2 protein-coding genes are annotated in these 2,412 nt (G+C 65.2%); both read right to left on the bottom strand.

Annotated features, from left to right (window positions below):
* Positions 1 to 64 precede the first annotated feature (64 nt).
* Positions 65 to 931, bottom strand: a complete 867-nt coding sequence (gene istB, locus MKW15_RS24055; protein WP_240862888.1) for an IS21-like element helper ATPase IstB — start codon at positions 929 to 931, stop codon at positions 65 to 67.
* Positions 928 to 2,277, bottom strand: a complete 1,350-nt coding sequence (locus MKW15_RS24050; protein WP_240862886.1) for a Mu transposase domain-containing protein — start codon at positions 2,275 to 2,277, stop codon at positions 928 to 930. Before MKW15_RS24050 ends, istB begins: the two co-directional genes overlap by 4 nt.
* Positions 2,278 to 2,412: the final 135 nt, after the last annotated feature.

Raw genomic sequence — 2,412 nt, 5'->3', positions numbered from 1 at the left:
GTGACGGGACTCGAAAATTCTCCCCAGATGTGCTCACCGAAATTCCCCACCATGCGGGCGGCTCCTACTGTAGCGTCCGCCGGGTTGGTGCGGTAGCTGCCCGCTGGTTCTGGGTGCGGGCGTGGTGGTCACGCAGTCGGTAGGAATCCCCGTCGAGTTTGAGGACGACCGAGCGGTGCAGCAGCCGGTCGAGCATGGCGGCGGCGACGGTGGTGTCGCCGAGGACTTCGCCCCATTCGGCCACCGAGCGGTTGGTGGTGATCACGACACTGGTTTTCAAATATCGTTGTGCCACAACTTGAAACAATGCTGACGCGGCCTCGGCCGGCAACGGAAGATACCCCAGCTCATCAATCACGAGAAGAGTTGGTCCGGCGAAGAACCGCATGCAAGTGGCCCAGCGTCCCTCGATCGCCGCTTTGTGGCAGCGCGCAGCCAGATCGGCGGCGGTCGTCACGTAGGTGCGGTATCCGGCGTGCACGGCGGCATGGGCCAACCCGACGGCCAGATGCGTTTTGCCGGTACCGGGCGGGCCGACGAGCAACACGTTGGTCGCCGATTCCAGGTAGGCGCAGGTGCCGAGTTCGCGGATCAACGCCCGGTCCACCCCGGGAGCGGCGTCGTAGTCGAAACCCTCGAGGGTGGCCGGGGTGGGCAGGCACGCGAACCGTAGTCGACCGGCCAGTCGGCGGGCTTCGGTGGCGTCGACCTCGATACCCAGCAGGTGTTCGAGGGTCTGGGTCATCGACCAGTCCTGCTCACCAGCGGTCTGCAGCACTTGCGGCAGGGCTTCGGCGGCGGCCTCGAGTTTGAGGGCCGCGAGATGTCCACGCAGTTGCTGATACACCGAGATCGCTGACTGTGACTGTGGCTCAACAGTATTCGACTCGGCCGCGGTAGCAGTCGGTGCGGTTTCCTTGGTGGAGGTCATGGCAGGTGGGTCCTGTTCTGTGCGGCGCGTTCGTAGACGCTCATGTCGATCACCGACGCGGCAGCGTCGGTCGTGGATGAATCAGTGCTGTTGTGGCGCAACGCATCTGCAGCCTCGCGGGCGGTGTCGCCGGGTGGGATGCGTTCCTTGCGGCGATGCGGTCGGCGACTCGAGGACGCGCTGGCCTGGGCCAGGGTGTCCAGGGCCACGACATGCCCGTGATCACGCACTTGAGCCCCGGTCCCGGGTGCGGCGAGGCGATGCCGCGCGATGACGATGCCCGAGGCCGTGGCGATGTCGATATAGCCGCCGCCGAGACGCTCGGCCACGGTGACCTCGCTCATCGCCAGTTCCGGCGGCACCGAGTACTGGTTGCCTCGCCACGCCACCAGCGCCTGACGCGACACTTTGCGCACCTCGGTGACCGTGGCCGGGTACGGGGCCGCTGGCGGGGCGCTCAGGGGCTCGCGTTTGGCCACGGTGGCCACGTTCGACCGGCCATCTTTGGTGCGGCGCATCCGCACATCCGAGCGGGTGCGGCAGAACGTGTCGCAACTCGTTTGGGCCTGTTCGGGGGTGATCTCGTCCGGCACGGTGCGCCACCAGCGTTGCGCGGCAGTGTGATTGGACTTCTCCACGATCCCTTTGCGGTTGCCGCGTCGGGGTGGGCAGACATCGACCGACACGCCGTAATGCTTGGCGACCCCGGCGAACTCGGTCGTCAACCTGCCGCTGGCCGGGTGACACACCGTGGCCATCCGGTCGAACCGCCACGACTTCGTCACGCCGCCGAGTCTTCGGGTGATTCGGTCGATGCCGGCGATCACGTGCGGGCGGGTCATATCCGGAGCCAGATAACCGCGCCACCGACCCGAATGCGATAAGGTGCCGACTAGTAGGAATGCTGTTGGACCCCAACCCCATTCGGCTGGAGCATTGGGTAACTCCACCCAATCCCACTGGGTTTCCTCACCCGGCGGATGCTCGATCACCGCATTCGCCCGTTCGGTCACCTGGGCGCACGCCTGACACTTCGGGCGCAGTCCGCGCAGGCGGATCTGGCGGGTCAAGGTCTGATACGACTGATCGAACCCGAGGTCCTCGAGTTCGTCGCATAGCGTGCGCGCCCACAGATGTGGATCCTCGATCAACCGCGCCGTCACATAGGCCAGATATGGCTCGAACGGATCGACCTCTGGCTTCTTGCGTTGTCCCGGAACACGATCCCCCTTCAAGTAGGCCCGAATCGTCTTCCTGTCTCGTCCGGTATGGCGGGCGATCGCCGAGATCGACCACCCCCGTTTGTGCAATGCGTGTACTTCCACATCGTCCTCCCGTGTCAACATGAAAAGCGGGCCTCCCGTGTGCTGGTGAGTGGTCAGAGACCATCAGCGTCACGGGAGGCCCGCCTTAACTGGCGGTGCCACGCGGGGTGGGGAATTTAGATGAGCATCACTGGGGAATTTTCCTGAGCGCCGTCA

Origin of the sequence: Gordonia gummivorans (assembly GCF_022513585.1) — a bacterium.
Taxonomy (GTDB): Bacteria; Actinomycetota; Actinomycetes; order Mycobacteriales; family Mycobacteriaceae; genus Gordonia.
The sequence above is the reverse complement of the archived record's forward strand: the minus strand, read 5'-3'. Positions and strand labels throughout refer to the sequence as shown.

Coding starts and splice junctions, on each gene's coding strand:
- istB (WP_240862888.1), bottom strand. CDS start 931: ATGACCTCCACCAAGGAAACCGCACCGACTGCTACCGCGGCCGAGTCG.
- MKW15_RS24050 (WP_240862886.1), bottom strand. CDS start 2,277: ATGTTGACACGGGAGGACGATGTGGAAGTACACGCATTGCACAAACGG.